Origin of the sequence: Enterobacter sp. PI-10 (genome assembly GCF_027947695.1) — a bacterium.
Classification (GTDB): domain Bacteria; phylum Pseudomonadota; class Gammaproteobacteria; order Enterobacterales; family Enterobacteriaceae; genus Enterobacter; species Enterobacter vonholyi.
This window is the reverse complement of record NZ_JAJNOG010000002.1, coordinates 726,946-749,544: the sequence shown is the minus strand read 5'-3', so window position 1 is coordinate 749,544 and position 22,599 is coordinate 726,946. Positions and strand designations below refer to the sequence as shown.

At 53.7% G+C, this 22,599-nt stretch carries 23 protein-coding genes; 15 read left to right on the top strand and 8 right to left on the bottom strand.

Annotated features, from left to right (window positions below; all coding sequences use genetic code 11):
- The first annotated feature begins 39 nt into the window (after positions 1 to 39).
- From rnm to rluB, 3 genes are all read left to right on the top strand, one after another.
- On the top strand, positions 40 to 921 hold the full coding sequence (gene rnm, locus LRM19_RS08015) for an RNase RNM (protein ID WP_271368149.1): 882 nt from the start codon (positions 40 to 42) through the stop codon (positions 919 to 921).
- Complete coding sequence (locus LRM19_RS08010; protein ID WP_003856793.1) at positions 918 to 1,538, top strand: L-threonylcarbamoyladenylate synthase; 621 nt, start codon at positions 918 to 920, stop codon at positions 1,536 to 1,538. The genes rnm and LRM19_RS08010 overlap by 4 nt, the downstream gene beginning before the upstream one ends.
- A 96-nt stretch (positions 1,539 to 1,634) precedes the next feature.
- Entirely contained in the window at positions 1,635 to 2,510 is an 876-nt protein-coding gene (rluB, locus tag LRM19_RS08005) for a 23S rRNA pseudouridine(2605) synthase RluB (protein WP_023312076.1), read from the top strand.
- A gap of 35 nt (positions 2,511 to 2,545) precedes the next feature.
- Here the strand turns inward: rluB and cobO are convergent, their stop codons facing one another.
- The gene (gene cobO / locus LRM19_RS08000) at positions 2,546 to 3,136 is read right to left on the bottom strand and encodes a cob(I)yrinic acid a,c-diamide adenosyltransferase (protein WP_045908891.1); all 591 of its coding nucleotides are present in this window, start codon (positions 3,134 to 3,136) and stop codon (positions 2,546 to 2,548) included.
- The gene (locus tag LRM19_RS07995) at positions 3,133 to 3,894 is read right to left on the bottom strand and encodes a YciK family oxidoreductase (RefSeq protein WP_127731299.1); all 762 of its coding nucleotides are present in this window, start codon (positions 3,892 to 3,894) and stop codon (positions 3,133 to 3,135) included. Before LRM19_RS07995 ends, cobO begins: the two co-directional genes overlap by 4 nt.
- A 251-nt stretch (positions 3,895 to 4,145) precedes the next feature.
- Between LRM19_RS07995 and sohB the strand changes: the two genes are divergently transcribed.
- Positions 4,146 to 5,192, top strand: a complete 1,047-nt coding sequence (sohB, locus tag LRM19_RS07990; protein ID WP_271368143.1) for a protease SohB — start codon at positions 4,146 to 4,148, stop codon at positions 5,190 to 5,192.
- Between the two features lie 34 nt (positions 5,193 to 5,226).
- Here the strand turns inward: sohB and LRM19_RS07985 are convergent, their stop codons facing one another.
- Positions 5,227 to 5,478 (bottom strand): YciN family protein, encoded by a 252-nt coding sequence (locus LRM19_RS07985; RefSeq protein WP_003856804.1) that lies wholly within the window; start codon positions 5,476 to 5,478, stop codon positions 5,227 to 5,229.
- A 399-nt stretch (positions 5,479 to 5,877) separates the two neighbouring features.
- Here LRM19_RS07985 and topA point away from each other — a divergent pair, with 399 nt between their 5' ends.
- From topA to acnA, 5 genes are all read left to right on the top strand, one after another.
- On the top strand, positions 5,878 to 8,475 hold the full coding sequence (topA, locus tag LRM19_RS07980) for a type I DNA topoisomerase (RefSeq protein WP_249576666.1): 2,598 nt from the start codon (positions 5,878 to 5,880) through the stop codon (positions 8,473 to 8,475).
- A gap of 187 nt (positions 8,476 to 8,662) precedes the next feature.
- On the top strand, positions 8,663 to 9,637 hold the full coding sequence (gene cysB / locus LRM19_RS07975) for an HTH-type transcriptional regulator CysB (protein WP_008502814.1): 975 nt from the start codon (positions 8,663 to 8,665) through the stop codon (positions 9,635 to 9,637).
- Between the two features lie 338 nt (positions 9,638 to 9,975).
- A complete protein-coding gene (locus LRM19_RS07970; protein ID WP_213327741.1) occupies positions 9,976 to 10,116 on the top strand; it encodes a YmiA family putative membrane protein in 141 nt (46 codons plus the stop codon).
- A gap of 311 nt (positions 10,117 to 10,427) precedes the next feature.
- Positions 10,428 to 10,526: a small membrane protein YmiC gene (ymiC, locus tag LRM19_RS07960; RefSeq protein WP_032623144.1), complete on the top strand. Its 99-nt coding sequence runs from the start codon at positions 10,428 to 10,430 to the stop codon at positions 10,524 to 10,526.
- 161 nt (positions 10,527 to 10,687) lie between these two features.
- On the top strand, positions 10,688 to 13,363 hold the full coding sequence (acnA, locus tag LRM19_RS07955; protein WP_271368134.1) for an aconitate hydratase AcnA: 2,676 nt from the start codon (positions 10,688 to 10,690) through the stop codon (positions 13,361 to 13,363).
- 37 nt (positions 13,364 to 13,400) lie between these two features.
- On the opposite strand, the gene ribA is transcribed toward acnA, so the two are convergent.
- Positions 13,401 to 13,991: a GTP cyclohydrolase II gene (gene ribA / locus LRM19_RS07950; protein WP_008501210.1), complete on the bottom strand. Its 591-nt coding sequence runs from the start codon at positions 13,989 to 13,991 to the stop codon at positions 13,401 to 13,403.
- 197 nt (positions 13,992 to 14,188) lie between these two features.
- Between ribA and pgpB the strand changes: the two genes are divergently transcribed.
- The 5 genes from pgpB to yciH all read left to right on the top strand — a co-directional run bounded on the left by pgpB (position 14,189) and on the right by yciH (position 17,839).
- On the top strand, positions 14,189 to 14,956 hold the full coding sequence (pgpB, locus tag LRM19_RS07945; RefSeq protein ID WP_115876076.1) for a phosphatidylglycerophosphatase B: 768 nt from the start codon (positions 14,189 to 14,191) through the stop codon (positions 14,954 to 14,956).
- A 148-nt stretch (positions 14,957 to 15,104) separates the two neighbouring features.
- A complete protein-coding gene (locus LRM19_RS07940; protein ID WP_023312067.1) occupies positions 15,105 to 15,413 on the top strand; it encodes a LapA family protein in 309 nt (102 codons plus the stop codon).
- 6 nt (positions 15,414 to 15,419) lie between these two features.
- Complete coding sequence (gene lapB, locus LRM19_RS07935) at positions 15,420 to 16,589, top strand: lipopolysaccharide assembly protein LapB (protein WP_111965952.1); 1,170 nt, start codon at positions 15,420 to 15,422, stop codon at positions 16,587 to 16,589.
- 186 nt (positions 16,590 to 16,775) lie between these two features.
- Positions 16,776 to 17,513 (top strand): orotidine-5'-phosphate decarboxylase, encoded by a 738-nt coding sequence (pyrF, locus tag LRM19_RS07930; protein WP_115876075.1) that lies wholly within the window; start codon positions 16,776 to 16,778, stop codon positions 17,511 to 17,513.
- Complete coding sequence (gene yciH, locus LRM19_RS07925; RefSeq protein ID WP_115875427.1) at positions 17,513 to 17,839, top strand: stress response translation initiation inhibitor YciH; 327 nt, start codon at positions 17,513 to 17,515, stop codon at positions 17,837 to 17,839. The genes pyrF and yciH overlap by 1 nt, the downstream gene beginning before the upstream one ends.
- 105 nt (positions 17,840 to 17,944) lie before the next feature.
- Here the strand turns inward: yciH and osmB are convergent, their stop codons facing one another.
- The 3 genes from osmB to LRM19_RS07910 form a co-directional block, all read right to left on the bottom strand.
- Entirely contained in the window at positions 17,945 to 18,163 is a 219-nt protein-coding gene (osmB, locus tag LRM19_RS07920; RefSeq protein ID WP_008501216.1) for an osmotically-inducible lipoprotein OsmB, read from the bottom strand.
- Between the two features lie 263 nt (positions 18,164 to 18,426).
- Positions 18,427 to 19,179 carry a DNA-binding transcriptional regulator YciT gene (gene yciT, locus LRM19_RS07915; RefSeq protein ID WP_115875425.1) on the bottom strand — a complete coding sequence of 251 codons (753 nt, stop codon included), beginning with the start codon at positions 19,177 to 19,179 and terminating at the stop codon, positions 18,427 to 18,429.
- 43 nt (positions 19,180 to 19,222) lie between these two features.
- Positions 19,223 to 19,405, bottom strand: a complete 183-nt coding sequence (locus LRM19_RS07910; protein WP_111965955.1) for a YciZ family protein — start codon at positions 19,403 to 19,405, stop codon at positions 19,223 to 19,225.
- Positions 19,406 to 19,598: 193 nt separating this feature from the next.
- Between LRM19_RS07910 and LRM19_RS07905 the strand changes: the two genes are divergently transcribed.
- Complete coding sequence (locus tag LRM19_RS07905) at positions 19,599 to 20,468, top strand: crotonase/enoyl-CoA hydratase family protein (protein WP_115875424.1); 870 nt, start codon at positions 19,599 to 19,601, stop codon at positions 20,466 to 20,468.
- Here LRM19_RS07905 and pdeR read toward each other — a convergent pair.
- Positions 20,465 to 22,456, bottom strand: coding sequence for a cyclic di-GMP phosphodiesterase (pdeR, locus tag LRM19_RS07900; RefSeq protein ID WP_115875422.1), 1,992 nt, complete (start codon positions 22,454 to 22,456; stop codon positions 20,465 to 20,467). The two genes, LRM19_RS07905 and pdeR, sit on opposite strands and share 4 nt — an antisense overlap.
- Positions 22,457 to 22,599 lie beyond the last annotated feature (143 nt).

Sequence of the window (22,599 nt, the reverse complement as noted above, 5' to 3'; positions counted from 1 at the left end):
GGCGTTTTCGGATGTCTCCAACCTGTTATGGGAAGTGCTTTGAGCGATACCACCTACGCTATTATTTATGATTTACACAGCCATACTCAGGCCTCTGATGGCCTGCTGACACCCGAAGCCCTGGTTCATCGTGCCGTTGAAATGCGCGTCGGTACGCTGGCGATAACCGATCACGATACGACGGATGCAATACCGGCGGCGCGCGCCGAGATCGCCCGCCGCGGGCTGGCGCTCAATCTGGTGTCCGGCGTCGAAATTTCGACCGTCTGGGAAAACCATGAGATTCATATCGTTGGCCTGAACATCGATATAGACCATCCGGCACTTACTGCCTTTTTGCAAGAACAAAAAACGCGCCGCAACCAGCGCGCAGAGATGATCGGCGAGCGTCTGGAAAAGGCGCATATTCCGGGCGCGCTGGAAGGTGCCAAAAAGCTGGCGAACGGCGGGGCGGTCACGCGCGGTCATTTCGCCCGTTTTCTGGTTGAGGCGGGTAAAGCCACGACGATGGCGGATGTCTTTAAAAAATATCTGGCGCGCGGGAAAACCGGATACGTTCCGCCACAGTGGTGTACAATAAAACAAGCTATTGATGTGATTCATCATTCTGGCGGTAAGGCCGTGCTGGCCCATCCGGGCCGGTATAATCTTTCTGCTAAATGGCTGAAAAGGCTGCTGGCACATTTTGCCGAATGCGGTGGCGAGGCGATGGAAGTCGCCCAGTGTCAGCAGGCGCCCAACGAGCGCGCCCAGCTCGCGACCTATGCCCGCCAGTTCGGCCTGCTTGGGTCACAGGGATCTGATTTTCATCAGCCCTGCGCGTGGATCGAACTTGGGCGCAAGCTCTGGCTGCCCGCTGGCGTTGAGCCGGTCTGGCAGCTCTGGGAACAGCCGCAGCAAATTGAAGAGAGGGAAGTATGAGTCAGTTTTTCTATATCCATCCGGATAACCCGCAGCCACGTTTGATTAACCAGGCGGTGGAGATCGTCCGCAAAGGCGGCGTGATTGTCTACCCGACCGATTCAGGCTACGCGCTGGGCTGCAAAATTGAAGACAAAGGGGCAATGGAGCGTATTTGCCGTATTCGCCAGCTGCCGGACGGCCATAACTTTACCCTGATGTGCCGCGATCTTTCTGAGCTGTCGACCTATGCTTACGTCGATAACGTGGCGTTTCGCCTGATCAAGAACAATACGCCGGGTAACTACACCTTCATCCTGAAAGGGACGAAAGAGGTGCCGCGCCGCCTGCTGCAGGAAAAGCGTAAGACTATCGGTATGCGCGTGCCGTCGAACCCGATAGCGCAGGCGCTGCTGGAAACCCTCGGCGAACCGATGCTGTCTACCTCGCTGATGCTGCCCGGCAGCGAGTTTACCGAGTCCGATCCGGAAGAGATCAAAGATCGTCTGGAAAAGGTGGTCGAGCTAATTATTCACGGCGGCTATCTCGGCCAGCAGCCCACTACCGTGGTCGACTTAACCGAAGATGCGCCGGAAGTGATTCGAGAAGGCGTGGGTGACGTAAAGCCTTTCTTGTAGTGGTATAAGCAGATATACTACGCGGCCATCAAAGCAGGGCTAAGCCCTCTTTTGACCTGATTCGACGCCTGTGAAGGCGACACCTGAGGAAGCTCAATGAGCGAGAAGTTACAGAAAGTGCTGGCGCGTGCCGGCCACGGTTCACGCCGTGAAATCGAAGCCATTATTGAAGCGGGCCGCGTGAGTGTGGATGGTAAAATCGCCACGCTGGGTGACCGCGTAGAAATCGTACCGGGGCTGAAGATCCGTATCGACGGTCATCTTATCTCCGTGAAAGAGTCCGCTGAACAAATCTGCCGCGTGCTGGCTTACTACAAGCCGGAAGGCGAGCTGTGTACCCGCAATGACCCGGAAGGTCGCCCGACGGTGTTTGACCGTCTGCCTAAACTGCGTGGCGCTCGCTGGATTGCCGTTGGTCGTCTGGACGTGAATACCTGCGGTCTGCTGCTGTTTACCACCGATGGTGAACTGGCAAACCGTCTGATGCATCCAAGCCGTGAAGTGGAACGTGAATACGCGGTGCGCGTGTTCGGCCAGGTTGATGAGAATAAACTGCGCGATCTCTCGCGTGGCGTTCAGCTGGAAGACGGTCCTGCGGCGTTCAAAACCATCAAGTTTACCGGTGGGGAAGGCATTAACCAGTGGTACAACGTGACCCTGACCGAAGGCCGCAACCGCGAAGTGCGTCGTCTCTGGGAAGCGGTAGGCGTGCAGGTTAGCCGCCTGATCCGCGTCCGCTACGGCGACATCCTGCTGCCGAAAGGTTTGCCGCGTGGGGGTTATACCGAACTGGATCTGACCCAAACCAACTACCTGCGCGAGCTGGTCGGCCTGACGCCGGAAACCACCTCTAAAGTGGCGGTGGAAAAAGATCGTCGCCGCATGAAGGCGAACCAGATTCGCCGTGCGGTGAAGCGTCACAGCCAGGTGAGCAGCAGCCGCCGCTCCGGCAGCCGTAATAACAACGGTTAACGTAAAAGCCCGGTGAAGTCACCGGGCTTTTTTCTTTAGTAATCAATCCCAATTTGCGCTTTGATGCCCGCATCAAACGCATGTTTAACCGGACGCAGCTCGCTGACGGTATCTGCCAGCTCCAGAATATCCCGATGACACCCGCGGCCCGTGATGATGACCGTCTGATGGGCGGGACGGTCTTTCAGTGCATTAAGCACGTCTTCCAGCGGCAAATAGTCGTAGGCGACCATATAGGTGATCTCATCCAGCAGAACCATATTGAGTGAAGGATCGGCCAGCATTCTTTTAGCGTGCTCCCAGACGGCCAGACAGGCGGCGGTGTCGGTTTCACGATTCTGGGTGTCCCACGTAAATCCGGTCGCCATCACCTGAAACTCAACCCCGTGGGGCTCAAGCAGATTACGCTCGCCGTTAGGCCACTCACCTTTAATAAACTGGATAACGCCGACCTTCTGCCCGTGGCCGACGGCGCGGGTAGCGGTGCCAAACGCGGCGGTGGTTTTGCCTTTGCCGTTGCCGGTAAAGACGATGACGATCCCTCGCTCGTCCTGTGCTGCCGCGACGCGCGCATCGACCTGTTCTTTCAGACGCTGCTGGCGCTGCTGATGACGTTCTTCACTCATTGCGAAATTCCTGGTTTACGGCCCGGCTGGGCGTCGAAGGTCATCCCGGTTTTGCGGCGGCTGTCGTCGCCCATCAGCCAGAGATAGAGCGGCATAATGTCTGCCGGGGTTTTCAGCTTCTGCGGATCTTCGCTCGGGAACGCGCTGGCGCGCATTTTGGTGCGCGTACCACCCGGGTTAATGCAGTTTACGCGCAGATGGCGGCTTTGATACTCCTCCGCCAGTACCTGCATCATGCCTTCGGTCGCGAATTTGGATACGGCATAGGCTCCCCAGTTTGCACGTCCTTCACGACCAACGCTGGAAGAGGTAAAGACCAGAGACCCTGACTCGGATTTGAGTAATAAAGGAAGCAATGCCTGCGTAAGGAAAAAAGTGCCGTTGACGTTGACCTGCATCACCTGCTGCCAGATATCAGGATCCTGTTCATCCATCGGACGCACTTCACCTAACAAGCCGGCGTTATGAAGTACGCCGTCGAGTCTCGGATAGTGAGCGCTAATGCGCTGGGCTAATTCCTGGCACACTGCGGGCGTGCAGGTCAGTAAATCGAGGGTATACCACGGGGCTGGCGTACCAGATACCGACTCAATCTCCTGAGCGACGCTTTTCAGTTTTTCTTCGTTGCGCCCAATCAGAATGACGTTCGCGCCATATTCGGCGTATGTCAGGGCCGCCTCGCGACCAATCCCGTCGCTGGCACCGGTGACAAGAATAATCCGGTTTTGCAGCAGATTTTTTTGCGGTTGATAATGCACGGTGACTCCTCAGGCGACCGGTAACGCAATGGCGCCTTTATGATGACTTTTCGGCTTTATGCCCGAATTCGCCTGATAATTCAATCAGTCTACAGGACGCGTTACAGTAAAATTAACAATTTGCAAATATTTAAAGACCAGCCCGGGGATTCCTGAAGGCGGCTCGCAGAGGTAATGTCACGAGCGAGACGCATGGGCAGGGCTGTTGTACACTGCCGTGAAAGATTCGTGGTTAAATCAAGGTGGAACGCGTGGAATTACTTTCTCAATATGGGTTGTTTTTGGCCAAAATCGCGACGGTGGTGGTTGCCATTGCGGTAGTTGCCGTTCTGATTGTCAACCTGACGCAGCGCAAGCGTCAGCGTGGGGAGTTACGCATCACCCGCCTGAGCGAGCAGTATAAAGAGATGCAGGATGATATGTCTCTGGCGCTGCTTGATAGTCATCAACAGAAACTGTGGCTGAAAGCGCAGAAGAAAAAGCATAAACAGGAAGCTAAAGCGGCAAAAGCAAAAGCAAAACTCAATGCGCCGCAGGATAAGGCCACGCCACGGGTCTATGTGCTCGATTTTAAAGGCAGCATGGATGCGCATGAGGTTTCTTCTCTGCGGGAGGAGGTGACTGCCGTTCTGGCCGTGGCGACACCGCAGGATCAGGTTGTCGTGCGTCTTGAAAGCCCGGGCGGGGTGGTTCACGGTTACGGGCTGGCTGCCTCACAGCTGCAGCGCCTGCGTGAAAAACAGATCCCGCTGACCGTGGCCGTAGATAAAGTGGCAGCGAGCGGTGGCTACATGATGGCCTGCGTGGCGGACAAAATTGTGGCCGCGCCGTTCTCCATTATCGGCTCGATCGGCGTGGTAGCGCAGATCCCGAACTTTAACCGCTTTCTGAAAAATAAAGAGATTGATATTGAACTTCACACCGCGGGTCAGTACAAACGTACCCTGACGCTGCTGGGGGAAAATACGGAGGAAGGGCGCCAAAAATTCCGTGAGGATCTCAACGAAACGCATCATCTCTTTAAAGATTTTGTGCACCGTATGCGCCCGACGCTGGACATTGAGCAGGTCGCGACTGGCGAGCACTGGTACGGCGTTCAGGCGCAGGAGAAAGGGCTGGTGGATGAAGTCGGAACCAGCGACGATCTTCTGCTCAACCTGATGGAAGGCCGGGAACTGGTTGGCGTGCGCTTTACACAGCGCAAACGACTGATGGACCGCTTTACCAACAGTGCGGCAGAAAGTGCTGACCGCCTGCTGCTGCGCTGGCTACAGCGCGGACAAAAACCGCTGCTGTAAACAAAAACGCGAGGCTTATGCCTCGCGTTTTGCGTTAATCGACCAGGTGATATTTCTCTGAAAGCGTATGCGCCAGATATTTAAACATGTTAAACACGGCGGTGCTTTTCGGGGTCGGCAACCCCTGTTCGTCAAGGAAGTATTCGCCGCTGAAAACCAGCACCCCATTGCGCTGTTCTACGCCGGTGGCTTCAATACCCGCCAGCGTATCTTCATGGTCCCGGATAAGCTTGTTTGCTTCGATAAGCAGAGAGGCTCGGTCAATAGGTTGGGTCGTATTCTGCATAATCCACTCCTTAAACAGTGACAATAGTCTACGCCGGGGGCGCTTTGGGGGCAAATTTTCCCTGTAATGTGAGGGGATAAGCTGCAGGGGCCTGGCTGGCGGGATTTGCTTTTGCATGCTAATAAAGTTGCGTAACGAATTTTATCAGGTAGAGTGTGCGCTTTCGTCATTCTGGCAACAGAATTGCTTGACATTCAACCGGGAATTCGTCACGAATTACACGAGATGTGAGAAAAATACCCGAGAACTCAATCACCTGGGCGTCTTTTCTTTAACGCCCGGTAAGACAAAGGGGTTGATATCTCCTGACGCAGTCGCAATATCATTGGCTCGTCGTCAGCGGAAGGGAAATCAACGTGCGGCGTATTCCTGGAAGAATTAAATTAGGTAAAGGTGAATATGGGTAAAGCTCTCGTCATCGTTGAGTCCCCGGCAAAAGCCAAAACGATCAATAAGTATCTGGGTAATGACTACGTGGTTAAGTCCAGCGTTGGTCATATCCGCGATTTGCCGACCAGTGGCTCAGCCAGCAAAAAGAGCGCAGACTCTACCTCCACCAAAGGGGCTAAAAAGCCTAAAAAGGATGAACGTAGCGCGCTTGTCAACCGCATGGGTGTTAACCCATGGCATAACTGGGATGCACAATATGAAGTGCTTCCAGGGAAAGAAAAAGTCGTTAACGAGCTGAAGCAGCTTGCTGAAAAAGCAGACCACATCTATCTCGCAACCGACCTTGACCGCGAAGGGGAAGCCATTGCGTGGCACCTGCGGGAAGTGATTGGTGGTGATGACAAACGCTACAGCCGTGTAGTGTTTAACGAAATTACGAAGAATGCGATTCGTCAGGCGTTTGAGAAGCCGGGCGAACTGAATATTGACCGTGTAAACGCCCAGCAGGCACGTCGCTTTATGGACCGCGTTGTGGGCTACATGGTTTCTCCACTGCTGTGGAAGAAGATTGCCCGTGGCCTGTCCGCAGGGCGTGTGCAATCCGTCGCCGTGCGTCTGGTCGTTGAGCGTGAGCGCGAGATTAAAGCCTTCGTCCCGGAAGAGTTCTGGGAAGTTGACGCCAATGTGACCACGCCGGGCGGTGACGCTCTGCCGCTGCAGGTCAGCCATCAGAACGATAAGCCTTTCCGTCCGGAAAACCGCGACCAGACCATGGCCGCCGTGGCGCTGCTTGAAAAGGCACGCTATCAGGTGCTGGAACGTGAAGACAAACCGACCAGCAGTAAGCCTGGTGCGCCGTTTATCACCTCCACCCTGCAACAGGCTGCAAGCACGCGTCTGGGCTACGGTGTGAAGAAGACCATGATGATGGCCCAGCGTCTGTATGAAGCGGGCTACATCACCTACATGCGTACCGACTCGACCAACCTGAGCCAGGACGCGGTCAATATGGTGCGTGGCTACATCAGCGACAACTTCGGTAAGAAATACCTGCCGGAGAGCGCTAACCAGTTTGCCAGCAAAGAGAACTCTCAGGAAGCGCACGAAGCGATTCGTCCTTCTGATGTCTCTGTCCTGGCTGAATCGCTGAAGGATATGGAAGCCGACGCGCAGAAGCTGTATCAGCTGATCTGGCGCCAGTTCGTGGCGTGCCAGATGACGCCAGCGCAGTACGACTCCACCACGCTGACCGTAGGCGCGGGTGAGTTCCGTCTTAAAGCTCGCGGTCGTATCCTGCGTTTTGACGGCTGGACGAAAGTGATGCCTGCGCTGCGTAAAGGCGATGAAGACCGAACGCTGCCGGCGGTGAACAAAGGGGATGAACTCTCGCTGGTTGACCTCGTGCCTGCTCAGCACTTCACCAAGCCGCCTGCGCGCTTCAGTGAAGCATCTCTGGTGAAAGAGCTGGAAAAACGCGGTATTGGTCGTCCTTCGACCTACGCGTCCATCATCTCGACGATTCAGGATCGTGGCTATGTGCGCGTTGAAAACCGCCGTTTCTATGCGGAAAAAATGGGTGAGATCGTCACCGACCGTCTGGAAGCAAACTTCCGCGAGCTGATGAATTACGATTTCACCGCGCAAATGGAAGACAGCCTCGACCAGGTTGCCAGCCACCAGGCGGAATGGAAAAAGGTACTCGACAGCTTCTTCAGCGACTTTACCGACCAGCTTGAAAAAGCGGAGAAGGATCCTGAAGAGGGCGGCATGCTGCCTAACCAGATGGTTCTGACCAGCATCGACTGTCCAACCTGTGGTCGCAAGATGGGGATCCGTACTGCCACGACGGGCGTATTCCTTGGCTGCTCCGGCTATGCGCTGTCGCCAAAAGAGCGCTGCAAAACCACCATCAACCTGGTGCCTGAGAACGAAGTTCTCAACGTGCTGGAAGGTGACGATGCGGAAACGAATGCTCTGCGTGCCAAACGCCGCTGCAAGAAATGCGGCACGGCAATGGACAGTTACCTGATCGATCCAAAACGCAAGCTGCACGTCTGCGGTAATAACCCAACGTGTGACGGATATGAGATCGAAGAGGGCGAGTTCCGCATTAAGGGCTATGACGGCCCGATTGTGGAGTGTGAGAAGTGCGGTTCTGAAATGCACCTTAAAATGGGGCGTTTCGGTAAGTACATGGCGTGCACCAACGACGACTGTAAAAACACGCGCAAAATTCTGCGAAACGGCGAAGTGGCTCCGCCGAAGGAAGATCCGGTTCCGCTGCCAGAGCTGCCTTGTGAGAAATCCGACGCGTACTTCGTGCTGCGTGACGGCGCTGCGGGTGTCTTCCTCGCCGCCAACACCTTCCCGAAATCGCGTGAAACGCGCGCGCCGCTGGTGGAAGAGCTGCATCGCTTCCGCGATCGTCTGCCTGAGAAACTGCGTTATCTGGCCGACGCGCCACAGCAGGATCCGGAAGGCAACAAAACCGTGGTGCGGTTTAGCCGTAAAACCAAGCAGCAGTATGTTGCGGCAGAGAAAGAGGGTAAAGCGACCGGATGGTCAGCCTTCTTTGTCGATGGCAAATGGGTTGAAGGCAAGAAATAATCTTCCCTTACCGTAACTTACCTGTAAAAGGGCCGGATTTCCGGCCCTTTTTTATTGCCTTGTTATTATTTTTTGTTCCGTACTATACAGTCAGGCTATAAATGATATAGTGGTTATAGTTAACCTGTTTCTTATTATTAAATCGTCTTAAGCGATTGACCGCATGCGCTAAATCGGATGGTCTGGCATGAAATTACAGCAGCTTCGTTATATCGTTGAGGTGGTGAATCATAACCTTAACGTCTCTTCTACCGCCGAGGGGTTGTATACCTCGCAACCGGGCATCAGCAAACAAGTTCGTATGCTGGAGGATGAACTAGGTATCCAGATATTTGCCCGCAGCGGTAAGCACCTTACCCAGGTGACGCCTGCGGGGCAGGAAATCATCCGCATTGCGCGGGAAGTTCTCTCTAAAGTCGATGCGATCAAGTCTGTGGCGGGGGAGCATACCTGGCCGGATAAAGGCTCGCTGTATATTGCCACGACGCATACTCAGGCGCGCTATGCGTTACCCGGCGTCATCAAAGGCTTTATAGAGCGTTATCCTCGCGTCTCTTTGCATATGCACCAGGGGTCGCCAACACAAATCGCTGAAGCCGTTTCCAAGGGGAATGCAGACTTTGCCATCGCCACCGAAGCGCTTCACCTCTATGACGATCTGGTGATGCTCCCGTGCTACCACTGGAACCGTTCTATCGTGGTGACCCCCGATCACCCACTGGCAGGTAAAGGGTCGGTCACTATCGAAGAGCTGGCCCAATATCCCCTGGTGACGTATACGTTTGGCTTTACCGGACGCTCCGAACTTGATACGGCCTTTAACCGGGCAGGGTTAACGCCGCGCATTGTCTTTACCGCGACGGATGCCGACGTGATTAAGACCTATGTGCGGCTTGGTCTGGGGGTGGGTGTTATTGCCAGCATGGCGGTGGACCCGGTGTCAGACCCTGACCTGGTGCGTCTTGATGCGCACGATGTTTTCAGTCATAGCACCACTAAGATTGGCTTCCGTCGTAGCACCTTCCTGCGCAGCTATATGTATGATTTTATTCAGCGCTTTGCCCCTCATTTAACGCGTGACGTTGTTGATACCGCCGTTGCATTACGCTCAAATGAAGATATTGAAGAGATGTTTAAAGACATCAAACTCCCCGAAAAATAATCACACCCGGTATCTTTCCCTAAGGGAAAGATACCGAAATAACGCCTCAAAGCTAAATTAGAATTATCATCATCTACGTATCCCCTGTCATATAATGTCATTATCCATTTAATCAGTAAGGTTATAATGTCGTGAATTGGCGACAAAAGTAGAAACTAATTTACGCCTTCGCAAATTTTTCTTTTCAATTATTTATTTCTGGTCAAAAGAATGAATATTTCATACCTTCCGGTGCGTAAATTCACTGGCTTTTCGGCTAAAGTTTCTTTAGGATTTATCTCAACAGATGATTAATTGTACCAATTGTTTGGTCCTAAATGATAAGCGATGTCGATTGTATGAGGTTAGCAATGCCTTCAGGAAGTGAAGAACCGCAAAGGGATCCTGCGCTCAAGCGTAAAGCCTGGCTGGCGGTCTTTCTCGTCTCTACCCTGTTTTGGGTGGTGGTTGCTCTCCTGGCCTGGAAATATTGGGGTTGAATATGGCAGTGACGGTACGTACAGAAACGGTAAAACAGATGTGTCAGCATCGTGACAACGGCCACAGAGGGCGTAAAGCGCCTGCGACTGTTGTACCCGCGTCCTGGAAACTGACGCCGCAGCAGCAAGCGTTTATTGATGTGTTCGCAGAAGACGAACCCAAAAAACAATAATTTAGTTTATTGCGTAATGATGCAAATAGTCTGAATATCGACTCTGCACTTTTGTACTCTTTAATAAATACACATCAGCAATATAGCACTGAGGACAAACCTCGGAACTTTTTATAAATAATGCCTGGTGTCCCTATGATGAATAACATGACGTCTCACAAATACTGGTCATGGATCGGCGTTTTTACCGTGTCGATTCTGTTCTGGAGTCAGCTCATCTGGTTGGCCCTCCACTAAATTGTAAAACCTCGCTACGGCGGGGTTTTTTGTTTTCCCGTTCGGGACCAATCCTAAATTTATCAATTTGGGTTGTTATCAAAACGTTACGACATCTTTGTGTTATCTTTAATTACGGCCCTGATGATTGTCGGGGCATCTCTGTGATTAAGGAGGAGCTTATGTCGTTAACCCTACGCGAAGCCAGTAAGGACACATTACAGGCAGAAAATAAAACCTGGCATTACTACAGCCTGCCGCTGGCTGCCAGAACGCTTGGGGACATTTCGCGTTTACCCAAGTCATTGAAAGTTTTACTGGAAAATCTTTTGCGCTGGCAGGATGGTGACTCTGTCACCCTCGATGATATCAAGGCGCTGGCAGGGTGGCTTGAAAATGCCCATGCCGACAGAGAAATCGCCTATCGCCCGGCCAGGGTGCTGATGCAGGACTTTACCGGTGTCCCTGCCGTCGTTGATTTAGCCGCGATGCGCGAGGCCGTTAAGCGTCTCGGCGGAGATACGGCAAAAGTGAATCCGCTTTCCCCTGTTGACCTTGTCATTGACCACTCCGTAACCGTTGACCGCTTTGGCGATGATGACGCCTTTGGCGAGAACGTGCGTCTCGAGATGGAACGTAACCACGAGCGGTATGTTTTCCTGAAGTGGGGGCAGCAGGCGTTCAGCCGGTTTAGCGTGGTCCCGCCGGGTACCGGTATTTGTCACCAGGTTAACCTTGAATATCTGGGGAAAGCCGTCTGGAGTGAGTTGCAGGATAAAGAGTGGGTCGCCTATCCGGACACGCTGGTGGGCACGGACTCCCATACCACTATGATTAACGGTCTGGGCGTGTTGGGCTGGGGCGTCGGCGGTATCGAAGCAGAAGCGGCCATGCTCGGCCAGCCGGTGTCCATGCTTATTCCTGACGTGGTGGGCTTCAAGCTTACCGGTAAGCTGTCTGAAGGCATTACTGCCACCGATCTGGTGCTCACCGTCACTCAGATGCTGCGTAAGCATGGTGTGGTGGGCAAGTTTGTAGAATTCTACGGTGATGGTCTGGATTCGCTGCCACTGGCCGACCGTGCCACCATTGCCAATATGGCGCCGGAATACGGTGCAACCTGTGGCTTTTTCCCCATTGATGATGTCACGCTGGAATACATGCGCCTTAGCGGGCGCAGCGAAGAGCAGGTCGCGCTGGTGGAGGCCTATACCAAAGCGCAGGGCATGTGGCGAAACCCGGGTGATGAACCGGTCTTCACCAGTACGCTAGAACTCGATATGGGAAGCGTCGAGGCGAGCCTCGCCGGGCCGAAACGTCCGCAGGATCGGGTTGCGCTGAGTGACGTGCCAAAAGCCTTTGCCGCCAGCAATGCGCTGGAGGTGAACGTGGCGCAGAAAGACCATCGCCCCGTAGACTATGTTCTGAACGGACATCAGTATCAGCTCCCGGATGGCGCGGTAGTTATTGCAGCCATTACCTCCTGCACCAACACTTCGAACCCCAGCGTGTTAATGGCGGCTGGTTTGTTGGCTAAAAAGGCGGTAGAGCTTGGGCTAAAACCTCAGCCATGGGTCAAGGCCTCGCTGGCACCGGGTTCCAAAGTGGTATCGGATTACCTGGCGCAGGCCAAACTGACGCCGTACCTTGACGAACTTGGCTTTAACCTCGTGGGCTACGGCTGTACGACCTGTATTGGTAACTCCGGCCCGCTGCCTGAACCCATTGAAACGGCGATCAAGCAGGGTGACCTGACGGTAGGCGCGGTCCTGTCCGGTAACCGAAACTTTGAAGGGCGTATTCACCCGCTGGTGAAAACTAACTGGCTCGCCTCGCCGCCGCTGGTTGTGGCATATGCCCTGGCAGGGAACATGAATATCAACCTTGCGACCGATCCGATTGGTCACGATCGCAAGAATGACCCTGTCTACCTGAAAGATATCTGGCCATCATCGCGTGAAATCGCGCTGGCCGTTGAGAAGGTTTCTACCGAGATGTTCCGTAAAGAATACGCGGAAGTCTTTGAAGGCACGCCGGAATGGAAAGCCATCAACGTTGCAGGTTCGGATACCTATGGCTGGCAGGATGACTCGACCTATATTCGTCTGTCGCCGTTCTTTGATGAGATGCTGGCCGAGCCGGCACCGCTTAAGGATATCCACGGCGCGCGCATCCTGGCGATGCTGGGAGATTCCGTCACGACGGATCATATCTCTCCGGCGGGGAGTATCAAAGCCGATAGCCCGGCGGGCCGTTACCTGCAGAGCCGGGGCGTCGAGCGTCGCGATTTTAACTCCTACGGATCGCGTCGCGGCAACCATGAGGTGATGATGCGCGGGACCTTTGCCAACATCCGCATTCGTAACGAAATGGTACCAGGCGTGGAAGGGGGCATGACCCGTCATCTGCCGGGGACGGAAGTCGTGTCGATTTATGATGCGGCGGTCAAATATCAGCAGGAAGGTACGCCGCTGGCGGTGATCGCCGGGAAAGAGTACGGTTCCGGCTCCAGCCGCGACTGGGCGGCGAAAGGTCCGCGTCTGCTTGGCGTTCGCGTGGTCATCGCCGAATCGTTCGAACGTATTCACCGTTCGAATCTGATCGGTATGGGGATCCTGCCGCTTGAGTTCCCGCAGGGCGTGACGCGTAAAACGCTGGGCCTGACCGGGGAAGAGCTGATTGAGATTAGCGGTCTGCAAAGCCTGCTGCCGGGTAAAACGGTGCCGGTGAAGTTAACCCGTGCAGACGGGAAAACCGAGGTGCTGGATTGCCGGTGCCGTATAGATACGGCAACCGAGCTGACCTATTACCAGAACGACGGCATTTTACATTATGTGATTCGTAAGATGCTGGATTGATGATACGAGCCCGGCACGCGTGCCGGGCTTTTTAGCATCACTCTTTCAGCAGATGGCCCATTTTGGCGGCTTTGGTATCGAGATAGTGGGCGTTTTTCGGGTTACGGCCGACAATCAGGGGTACACGCTCGACGATGTTGATCCCCGCTTCGGTCAGGATCTCCACTTTTTTCGGGTTATTGGTCAGCAGGCGAACTTCGTCCACGCCCAGCAGCTTGAACATATCGGCGCACAAGGTGAAGTCGCGTTCGTCAGCGGCAAAGCCGAGCTGATGGTTTGCTTCAACCGTATCGTAGCCCTGATCCTGAAGCGCGTAGGCGCGAATTTTATTTAGCAGGCCAATATTACGACCTTCCTGACGGTGATAAAGCAGCACGCCGCGGCCTTCTTCAGCAATATGAGACAGGGCGGCTTCCAGCTGGAAACCACAATCACAGCGCAGGCTGAACAGCGCGTCGCCGGTGAGACACTCTGAATGGACGCGGGACAGCACCGGCGTCTGCCCTGAAATGTCGCCATACACCAGCGCGACATGATCCTGTCCGGTTGCCAGTTCTTCAAAACCCACCATCAGGAAATCGCCCCATGGGGTTGGCAGTTTGGCTTCTGCCACACGTTTAAGCTGCATGTGATTCTCCAGAGTAGGCTGACACGTTTCGTGCCTTTGCCCTGTTTTGCTTTCTGTATCAGTTCATTTTGCCACAAGCTCAGCAGGTTCGCCTAATGGGCACCATGCTATATGAACGTTAAACGCACGATCCGACATATCCACCCAAAGGATTAATTTCAGTTATGATTGTGACGCTTAGCGAAAAAGGAGAAGACATGCTTTCAATCGCCAGACGTACGGCAGCAGGTGCGGCCATTTTACTGATTATGCCTCTGACCGTATGGCTTTCAGGCTGGATGTGGCAGCCCGGGCATAATGCCATGTGGCTGAAAACCTTATACTGGATAACGGAAACGGTCACCCAGCCGTGGGGAATAATTACCCACGTACTCCTGTGCGCCTGGTTTCTGTGGTGCCTGCGCTTTCGCCTGCGCGCGGCACTGATGCTCTTTGCTATCCTCGGTGGCGCTATCATTGTCGGTCAGGGGGTGAAGTCCTGGGTGAAGGATCGCGTTCAGGAGCCGCGTCCTTTTGTCGTCTGGCTGGAAAAAACCCATCATGTTCCGGTGGATGAGTTCTACAATTTAAAGCGTAAAGATCGTGGCGCGCTGGTAAAAGAACAGCTTGCGGAACAGCAGGATATCCCGAAATTCTTGCGTAAACACTGGCAGAAAGAGACGGGGTTCGCGTTTCCTTCGGGTCACACCATGTTTGCGGCCAGCTGGGCGTTACTGGGGGTTGGGCTGCTTTGGCCAAGGCGTCGAACGATTACGATTGCGATTTTACTGGTCTGGGCGACGGGGGTTATGGGAAGCCGCTTGCTGCTGGGGATGCACTGGCCGCGCGACCTGGTCGTCGCCACGCTCATCTCATGGCTGCTGATCGTGCTGGCGACCTGGCTCACTGAACGATTCTGCGGCCCGCTAACGCCACCGCCAGAAGAGAAAGAAGAAATAGCCGAAAGGGACCAAACCGACGCCTGACGGTTGATATTCCGTATTTTGCCCATAGATCCATGACCTGCGCGTCACTTTTTCCGTTTCGCGCTCGTCGCTAAAATGGTAGTTTATAAGGCTGATTGCGGTAAATTGAACACACTTTATTCGCTTGAACCACATAACGGGAAGTAATGTGAAATATTTACTCATTTTCTTACTGGTATTGGCGATTTTTGTCATTTCAGTCACGTTGGGTGCACAAAACGATCAGCAGGTGACGTTTAACTATCTGCTGGCTCAGGGTGAGTATCGCGTCTCGAGCCTGCTGGCGGTCTTATTTGCTGCCGGCTTTGCCATTGGCTGGCTGGTTTGCGGTCTGTTCTGGCTGAAAGTCCGTGTTTCGCTTGCGCGCGCTGAACGTAAAATTAAGCGACTTGAAAATAACATTGCCCCTGCGTCTGACATCCCGGAAAGCTCTGGCGTGCCGGTCGTGAAGGAATAATCGACTATGCTGGAGTTGTTGTTTCTGCTTTTGCCTGTAGCCGCAGCCTATGGCTGGTATATGGGCCGCAGAAGTGCGCAACAAACAAAACAGGATGAGGCCAATCGGCTCTCCCGCGACTACGTTGCGGGGGTAAACTTCCTCCTGAGCAATCAGCAGGACAAAGCGGTAGACCTGTTCCTCGATATGCTGAAAGAGGATACCGGGACGGTTGAAGCGCATCTCACCCTGGGAAACCTGTTCCGCTCTCGCGGCGAGGTTGACCGCGCCATTCGTATTCACCAGACGCTGATGGAAAGCGCCTCTCTGACCTACGATCAACGTCTACTTGCAGTGCAACAGCTGGGGCGGGATTACATGGCCGCGGGGTTGTACGATCGCGCTGAAGATATGTTCTCCCAACTGGTGGATGAAACAGATTTCCGCATCGGCGCGCTGCAGCAGCTCCTGCAGATTTATCAGGCCACCAGCGACTGGCAGAAAGCCATTGATACGGCTGAACGTCTGGTGAAGCTGGGGAAAGATAAGCAGCGCGTTGAGATAGCCCATTTCTACTGTGAGCTTGCGCTTCAGCAGATGGGCAATGACGACATGGACAAAGCCATGGCGTTACTGAAGAAAGGTGCCGCCGCGGATCGAAACAGCGCGCGAATCTCCATCATGATGGGGCGCGTGTTTATGGCGAATGGCGACTACGCCAAAGCCGTTGAAAGCCTGCTGCGGGTGATCGACCAGGACAAAGAGCTGGTCAGTGAAACGCTGGAAATGCTGCAAACCTGCTATCAGCAGCTGGATAAGCAGGAAGAGTGGGTAGCATTCCTGCGTCGCTGCGTGGAAGAGAACACCGGTGCCACCGCTGAACTGATGCTCTCAGACGTCGTTGAACAGTATGAAGGAAGCGACACCGCGCAGGTTTACATTACGCGTCAGCTGCAGCGTCATCCGACCATGCGGGTCTTCCATAAGCTGATGGATTACCACCTGAACGATGCTGAAGAAGGGCGCGCCAAAGAGAGCCTGATGGTGCTGCGCGATATGGTTGGCGAGCAGGTGCGTAGCAAGCCACGCTATCGTTGTCAGAAGTGTGGTTTTACCGCGTATACGCTCTACTGGCACTGTCCTTCCTGCCGCGCCTGGTCCACTATCAAGCCAATCCGTGGCCTGGACGGGCAGTAATTTTTTTAAAAGCCTTCATTTTAGTTACAACATACTGATGGCTTTTAACGGTTTCTCAACACCGTGCGGTTTGCTGGCCTGTCAGGGAAATAAATGGATTCTGTCAATTTGCGACGACGGCAGGTAGAATGCTGGCCGTTTATCTGTTCCGCGCCGCTGCGCGCCCATAGACGAAAAGGGCTGGTCATGACGTCTGTTACATCCTCCACTTCCCGAGTTATTACGGATTCTCCTGTTGTTGTTGCGCTTGATTACAATAAGCGTGACGCTGCACTGGCGTTTGTCGACGGCATTGACCCTCGCGACTGCCGTCTGAAAGTTGGCAAAGAGATGTTCACGCTGTTTGGACCGCAAATCGTTCGCGATCTGCAGCAGCGCGGCTTTGACGTTTTCCTCGATCTGAAATTCCATGATATCCCGAATACCACGGCGCACGCCGTTGCCGCAGCCGCAGAGTTGGGCGTATGGATGGTTAATGTCCACGCGTCGGGTGGGGCAAGAATGATGACCGCTGCCCGTGAGGCGCTCCTGCCGTTCGGTAAAGATGCACCGTTGCTGATTGCGGTCACCGTGCTGACCAGTATGGACGAAAGCGATTTACGCGACCTGGGTGTGACGTTGTCACCAGCAGAGCACGCTGAGCGCCTCGCGCGTCTGACCCAGCATTGCGGCCTGGATGGCGTCGTCTGCTCCGCGCAGGAAGCGGTACGTTTCAAATCAGCGCTGGGCAAGGATTTTAAACTCGTCACGCCGGGTATCCGTCCTGCAGGCAGCGACGTGGGCGATCAGCGCCGCATTATGACGCCTGAGCAGGCGCTGGCTGCAGGCGTTGACTACATGGTCATTGGGCGTCCGGTGACGCAGTCTGCAAACCCGGCTGAGACGCTTAAGGCTATTAACGCATCGCTGAAGAAGGGGGCGTAATGACCGATTCCAACAGCCGCCTGGTCTATTCAACCGATAGCGGGCGTATTGACGAACCGAAAGCGAAAGTGGAACGTCCAAAGGGGGACGGCATTGTTCGGATCCAGCGCCAGACCAGTGGACGAAAAGGAAAAGGGGTTTGTCTTATCTCCGGCATTGACCTTGATGATGCTGAACTGACAGCGCTGGCAGCCGAACTGAAAAAGAAATGTGGCTGCGGCGGTGCCGTGAAAGACGGCATTATTGAAATCCAGGGTGATAAACGTGATTTAATTAAATCTCTGCTGGAAGCCAAAGGTATGAAAGTCAAACTGGCAGGCGGCTAAAATAAATGAGCCACGGCAAATGCCGTGGCTCGTGTTATATACGTGCGTATGTCAGACCTGAAATGCGTTTAAATATCGCATTACCGGGGAAGGCTTGGATAATTATTATTTGCCAACCTGGTGACCGATAATACCACCGACAGCAGCGCCACCTAATGTACCCAGCGTACTACCATCCGTTAATACTGCACCACCGAGAGCACCGGCACCGGCACCAATAGCGGTGTTACGGTCGCGTTTAGACCAGTTAGAGCACGCGCTCAGGGACATTGCTACAGTGATTGCCAGAACAGCGGCGGCTAATTTTTTGCTGGTTAAGGTCATAATACTTTCTCCTGAATTATCGATTCACGGAAAGATGTACGCATTAAGTATAGACGAATCGAATACTTAATTCTTTTTCCCGTGAAAGCTGGTCGCGCAGGCGTTACTTCATCACGCAGGTGATAGTCACTTCCTGTTATATCGCTAACAGTAATTTTACGACTTTAATGCAGGTTAAACAGGTAAAAACTCTTAAAGCAGGGTTAAGAATCATCTCAGAGAAAGAAAGGCGTATGCGCCCGAAGTTCGGGCGCGGAGGGGAGTCAGGCGCTGGTTTTAATAATATTGACGATCAGACCACTGTCTTCCAGTTTATTACGGTGCGCGTCGCTCAACCGCTCGTCGGTAATCACACGGCTAAAGCGTGAAACGGGGCCCATCGTGTAAGGGTGAACGGCGCCAAATTTAGAGCTGTCTGTGAGCACAATGGCTTCACACTCTTTTTCCAGGACGGCATTCACTACGTCAGAGCGCATCATATCCCGACCGGTAAAACCTGTCTCCGGCTGCCAGCCGTCAATCCCAATAAAGGCCTTGCTGAAATGAACCTGCTGGACGTACTGACGGGTCAGCGGGCCTACCATGCTTTCGCTTTTTTTCTGGTAAATTCCGCCGAGCAGTATCACCTCGCAGCGCGTCTCTTTGAGCAAATGCGCGATATAGCTGCTGACGGTGATGATGGTCACGTCTTTTTGATCGGCAAGCGTGCGCGCCAGAAGGGCATTACTGCTGCCGTTTTCAATAAAGACGGTCTCGCCGTTGTTCACCAGGGACGCGGCAAATTCAGCCAGTTCACGTTTGAGCGCGTAGTTGTTCATCATGCGCGTCTCAACGTCATCACTGTCCAGAGGGACAGCATATCCGTGCGCACGACGCAGATAGCTCTGTTTTTCCAGCAGATTAAGATCCTGACGGATGGTGACTTCAGAAACGCCAGTGGTTTTAGCGAGATCGACTACGCTTACGCGTCCCTGATCGATGACCATCTGCAAAATGAGTTGTTGTCGGGAATTCATAGCATCCATTTAATAAAGCGAAACGAGGTCGGAGACGGTGGGGTTAAACTTCCCACGGCGCTTTTGGCTGTCCGTTTTCAGGCGTATTGTCAGCGCCATTCTGAGCGAGAAGTTCAGACTTCAGGATCTCGAGATTACGGATAGCAGAGTGATAATCGCCTGCCACCAGGATATCCAGCACGGTATCAATTCGTTGTGCTACAGCTTGTGCGTCAATAGTCGACATAATCTCACTCCAGGCGCGAAAAGTTAATATTTTCAATGATGCAGAAATTAGGGTCAAAAGAGAAGGGAAAAAATGCAATAACTAAATTACATAAACGTAAGTGATAAATTTATTCCCCCTCATGCAGCAGGCTTAATGAGTGGATTAGTCTAAAACTGCGCGCAAGGCGCTTTTTTATAAGAGGAATTAGACTATGACAGTTATCAATCAGCCTACCTGTACACTGTTTACCGACACTGAACGGTTCACGCAGCTGTCGGGTTATTACGAGGCGGAGCGTCACACCGTCTGGATGATGCTGCGGGCTCAGCCGCGACCTTGCTTTAACCATGCGTTAATTGAGGAGATCATGAACTTTTCATGGCTGGTTCGCCAGTCTGGCTTTGCGGTTGATTTTTGGGTAACCGGATCGCTGGTTCCGGAGATGTACAATGTGGGCGGTGACTTACAGTTCTTCGTCGAGTGCATTCAGAACGGACGTCGGGAAGCGTTGCGGGCGTACGCGCGCGCCTGCGTTGATTGCGTCCATGCGGCCTCACGAGGGTTTGATACGGGAGCCATCACTCTGGCAATGGTCGAGGGCAGTGCGTTAGGAGGTGGTTTTGAGGCCGCTCTGGCGCACCATTTCGTCCTGGCTCAGCGCGATGCCCGTTTAGGTTTCCCGGAGATAGCCTTCAACCTGTTTCCGGGTATGGGAGGATATTCCCTGGTTGCACGCCGTTCAGGCATGAAGCTGGCGGAGGAACTCATCTACAAAGGGGAATCCCATACGGCTGAATGGTACGAGCAGCACGGGCTGGTGGAAGTCCTGTTTGAACCCGGACAAAGCTATGTCTCCACCCGAACCTTCATCGATACGCTGCGGCCAAAACTGAACGGCGTAAGGGCGATGCTGCGCGCCCGTACCCGCGTTCTGCAATTGCCCCGCAGTGAACTGATGGACATAACGGAAGACTGGGTGGATGCTGCTTTCTGCCTGGAGCCGAAAGATATCGCCTACATGGAGCGCCTGGTCACGCTGCAAAACCGCCATCACGCGGCGGGTCTGCGTAAAGCCAGTTAACGTTGATTTCGCGCTTGATATCGTTTTAGCCACCGCTCGAATGCGGCAGCGGGCATCGGCTTAGCAAACAGAAAACCCTGCCGCTCGTTGACGCCGTTCTTGGTCAGAAAGGCGTCTTCTTTTGCATTTTCCACACCTTCGGCAATTACCTGCAGATTTAACGCCTGCGCCACGGCGACAATAGCGCGCACCAGTGACTGGGAAATAGACTGCTTATGAATGTCCCTGACAAAGGATTGATCGAGTTTAATGGCGTCGATAGGGAAGCGGGCGAGCTGCGAAAGAGAAGAGTAGCCGGTGCCAAAATCATCCAGATGAATTTGCGCGCCGAGTCTGCTGAACTGCTGGATCACGGAGAGCGCCAGCTCTTCGTTCTCGATAAGACAGCTTTCGGTCAACTCGACGTCGACCGGGCAGTATTCAAAATTCAGATCCTTCAGCGCCTGCTTTAAGTCGCTGAAGATAGTCTGGTCGGCCAGCTGTCGTGCAGAGACGTTCACCGCCACGCGCAGGTTAATTCCCTTATCGCGCCATTTTGCCACCTGGCGAACCACATCGAGCATCACCCAGCGCCCCAGCGGCACAATCAGCCCCGACTCCTCGGCATAAGAGATAAACTCCAGCGGCGGGATCAGACCGCGTTCTGGTGATTGCCAGCGGACCAGTGCTTCAAGACTTCTGACTTCTCCACGCCAGGTTATTTTGGGCTGATAGTGGATTAGAAGCTGATCGTTATCCAGTGCTTTACGCAGGTTGGTATCCAGCCAGAGATACTCAAATACGCGCTGGTTCATCTCGGGCGAGAAGACGCAGAATTTGCCCCGGCCGTTCTCTTTGGCGGTGTACATGGCGGTATCGGCGTTACGAATGACGCTTTCCCGGTCGCTACCATGCTGTGGGGCGAGGGCGATACCCAGAGAGCAGCCGGTATAAATCTCAATCAGACCGATTCGGAACGGCTGGCGCAGACGGGTTAAAATGCGCGACGCCATCGCCTCCAGAGAGCCCTGTGAGGTATTGGTGGCCATGACGATAAACTCATCACCGCCCAGTCGCGCCAGCACCTGTTCCTCATCCAGACAGCTCAAAATGGCGAGGGCGACAGCCTGTAACAGCTGATCGCCAAACATATGCCCGTAAGCGTCGTTGACCTTTTTAAAGTTATCCAGATCGAGATACACCACGCCTACCTGCGTGTCGCCGCGGTTGGCGATGGCGTCAGAAATCAGATCGTGGATCGCATTGCGGTTTGGCAAGCCGGTGATGGTATCGGTATTGGCCAGCACGCGCAGCCGCTCCTGAGCGCGGCGCTCCTCGGTAATATCGGTCCCGGAACAGATAAGGAAAATTTCATTTTTACCGCTGCCGCTGTGAACGAATTTGTTTCTGAACAGAAACAGCCGCTGCCCTTTACGCGTTTTGATCCAGCGTTCGACTTCGTAGGAGCTGCCGTTGCGAAAAAAACCGGTAATATTGCGCTTTGAAGCGGCCGCTTCGCTGCGGCTCATAAACAGCTTAAACACGTTCTGGCCAATCACTTCCTGCTCTTTCAGGCCGGTATACTCTTCGCTAAGCCGGTTAAAACGCTGGATGTTGCCGTGCCGATCGAGAATAACAATCACGGAGTTGGCCTCAGAGACAACCTGTTCCGCAAAAGAGAGCCCTTGAGCCAGATCGCGCGCCACGGAGGGCGTATCGTTCCAGGCGGAAGCGGTTCCGGCCCACTCGTTACGGGTAATTTTGCGGCCCACAAGATGCACCGGGACATCTTCTCCGTACAGGGAGAGCGACATGGAAATGCTGGAGGTAATAACGGTTAAATGACGGATGAGATCGGCCTGTTCATCGTCCAGCGCCACGACCTGAGTGACATCGGCATTTTCGCTGGTGGAAAGGTGCAGAGCGTTGCTGTCAGCTGACAAGCGCCACCACGGGCTGTGAGTCCCCATGTAGCGAAACAGCAAATTCTGCTCCAGATCGTCCATCATGTTTTCTCCCGCAGCTGTTCATTAGCGCACAAATTATTCATTTGTTGTCGACTTTTCCGTTGAGAAACAGCGGCAAAACCGAAGTGAACCTGTTGTTTTTCCCTGCTTTCTTATAATAAAACGAGTCAGGTTAAAAAGGATAC

What these genes read in the sequence shown, in the direction of transcription:
- LRM19_RS08010 (WP_003856793.1), top strand. Translation starts at nt 918, where the DNA reads ATGAGTCAGTTTTTCTATATCCATCCGGATAACCCGCAGCCACGTTTG.
- rluB (WP_023312076.1), top strand. Translation starts at nt 1,635, where the DNA reads ATGAGCGAGAAGTTACAGAAAGTGCTGGCGCGTGCCGGCCACGGTTCA.
- cobO (WP_045908891.1), bottom strand. Translation starts at nt 3,136, where the DNA reads ATGAGTGAAGAACGTCATCAGCAGCGCCAGCAGCGTCTGAAAGAACAG.
- LRM19_RS07985 (WP_003856804.1), bottom strand. Translation starts at nt 5,478, where the DNA reads ATGCAGAATACGACCCAACCTATTGACCGAGCCTCTCTGCTTATCGAA.
- topA (WP_249576666.1), top strand. Translation starts at nt 5,878, where the DNA reads ATGGGTAAAGCTCTCGTCATCGTTGAGTCCCCGGCAAAAGCCAAAACG.
- cysB (WP_008502814.1), top strand. Translation starts at nt 8,663, where the DNA reads ATGAAATTACAGCAGCTTCGTTATATCGTTGAGGTGGTGAATCATAAC.
- LRM19_RS07970 (WP_213327741.1), top strand. Translation starts at nt 9,976, where the DNA reads ATGAGGTTAGCAATGCCTTCAGGAAGTGAAGAACCGCAAAGGGATCCT.
- ymiC (WP_032623144.1), top strand. Translation starts at nt 10,428, where the DNA reads ATGAATAACATGACGTCTCACAAATACTGGTCATGGATCGGCGTTTTT.
- acnA (WP_271368134.1), top strand. Translation starts at nt 10,688, where the DNA reads ATGTCGTTAACCCTACGCGAAGCCAGTAAGGACACATTACAGGCAGAA.
- ribA (WP_008501210.1), bottom strand. Translation starts at nt 13,991, where the DNA reads ATGCAGCTTAAACGTGTGGCAGAAGCCAAACTGCCAACCCCATGGGGC.
- pgpB (WP_115876076.1), top strand. Translation starts at nt 14,189, where the DNA reads ATGCTTTCAATCGCCAGACGTACGGCAGCAGGTGCGGCCATTTTACTG.
- lapB (WP_111965952.1), top strand. Translation starts at nt 15,420, where the DNA reads ATGCTGGAGTTGTTGTTTCTGCTTTTGCCTGTAGCCGCAGCCTATGGC.
- pyrF (WP_115876075.1), top strand. Translation starts at nt 16,776, where the DNA reads ATGACGTCTGTTACATCCTCCACTTCCCGAGTTATTACGGATTCTCCT.
- yciH (WP_115875427.1), top strand. Translation starts at nt 17,513, where the DNA reads ATGACCGATTCCAACAGCCGCCTGGTCTATTCAACCGATAGCGGGCGT.
- osmB (WP_008501216.1), bottom strand. Translation starts at nt 18,163, where the DNA reads ATGACCTTAACCAGCAAAAAATTAGCCGCCGCTGTTCTGGCAATCACT.
- yciT (WP_115875425.1), bottom strand. Translation starts at nt 19,179, where the DNA reads ATGAATTCCCGACAACAACTCATTTTGCAGATGGTCATCGATCAGGGA.
- LRM19_RS07910 (WP_111965955.1), bottom strand. Translation starts at nt 19,405, where the DNA reads ATGTCGACTATTGACGCACAAGCTGTAGCACAACGAATTGATACCGTG.
- LRM19_RS07905 (WP_115875424.1), top strand. Translation starts at nt 19,599, where the DNA reads ATGACAGTTATCAATCAGCCTACCTGTACACTGTTTACCGACACTGAA.
- pdeR (WP_115875422.1), bottom strand. Translation starts at nt 22,456, where the DNA reads ATGATGGACGATCTGGAGCAGAATTTGCTGTTTCGCTACATGGGGACT.